The organism is Microbacterium sp. B19 (assembly GCF_000333395.1).
GTDB lineage: Bacteria > Actinomycetota > Actinomycetes > Actinomycetales > Microbacteriaceae > Microbacterium.
Window position 1 is genome coordinate 1 of sequence record NZ_BADA01000183.1, and the last position, 1,270, is coordinate 1,270.

Below are 1,270 nucleotides of genomic sequence, written 5' to 3' on the forward strand. Positions count from 1 at the left end.
CTCCATCAGGTCGATGACCTCGCCGCCGTCGTCATCGGCATCCTGTTCTCCGAAGGTGGCGGCCGTGTCGATGGCGTCGCCCTGCTCGAGCTTGGCGTCGATGAGCGTGCGCAGCTCGCGCTGATACTCGTCGCCGAACTCGTCGGGGTCGAAGTCCTTCGAGAAGCTCTCGACGAGGGAGGCCGACATCTCCAGCTCCTTCGCCGAGATGCGGACGTCCTCGTCGAGCGAGGGGAACTCCGCCGCGCGCACCTCGTCGGCCCACAGCAGCGTCTGCAGCACGAGCACGTCACCGCGGGTGCGGAGCGCCGCAAGTCGCGTCTTCTGCCGCAGCGAGAACCGCACGATCGCGGTGCGGTCGGTCTGCTCGAGCGTCTTCCGCAGCAGCACGTAGGCCTTCGGCGACGTCGAGTCGGGTTCGAGGTAGTACGCCTTGTCGAGCGTGAGCAGGTCGACCTGGTCGCTCGGGACGAACTCGACCACCTCGATCTCGCGGCTGCGCTCGCTCGGGAGCGACGCGAGGTCGTCCTTGGTCAGCACGACCGTCTGCTCTCCGTCGTCGTAGGCGCGGTCGATGTCCTGATACGGGACGACCTCGCCGTCGACCTCGCAGATGCGCTGGTAGCGGATGCGCCCGCCGTCCTTGTTGTGCACCTGGTGCAGCGGGACGTCGTGGTCCTCGGTCGCCGAGTACACCTTGACGGGCACGTTGACCAGACCGAAGGTCAGTGCGCCTTTCCAGATCGATCGCATGCGTCCAGTGAACACCCCCGGCACCTCGGATGCCGAGACCCTTGCGCTCGTGGAGGCGCACAACTCCTGCACGGATGGGCTCATCGGACGGAGACAGGCCGACCGGCGGAGTTGTGCAGGAGTCGTGCGCGCAACCCCGCGGCATCCGTCGGCTCCGCCGCTCTACGCTGGGGCGATGGCGGAGCAGACGGTGCGGATCGACGGCCGTCGGCTGCGCCTGTCCAACCTCGACAAGGTGCTGTACCCCGAGACGGGGACCACCAAGGGCGAGGTCATCGACTACTACAGCCGCATCGCTCCGCGGCTGCTCCCCCACGTCCGCGGGCGTCCCGTGACGCGGAAGCGCTGGCCCGACGGGGTGGGGACCGCGGCGGAGCCGGGCGAACCCTTCTTCGCGAAAGCGCTCGAGCCCGGAGCTCCGGCCTGGATGCCACGGCATCCGATCGACCATTCGTCGGGCGTCAAGGACTACCCGCTCGTCGAGGACGTCCCGGCGCTGGGTACCTCGCGCAGGTCG

The 1,270-nt window shown here is 68.5% G+C and carries 1 protein-coding gene and 1 pseudogene; one reads left to right on the top strand and one right to left on the bottom strand.

Annotated features, from left to right (window positions below):
• The coding region (locus I5G_RS06990; RefSeq protein ID WP_022878418.1) for a Ku protein at positions 1–753 on the bottom strand (753 nt) is incomplete at its 3' end.
• Between the two features lie 175 nt (positions 754–928).
• Here I5G_RS06990 and I5G_RS06995 point away from each other — a divergent pair.
• A pseudogene (locus I5G_RS06995) lies at positions 929–1,270 on the top strand (ATP-dependent DNA ligase); the annotation flags it as partial.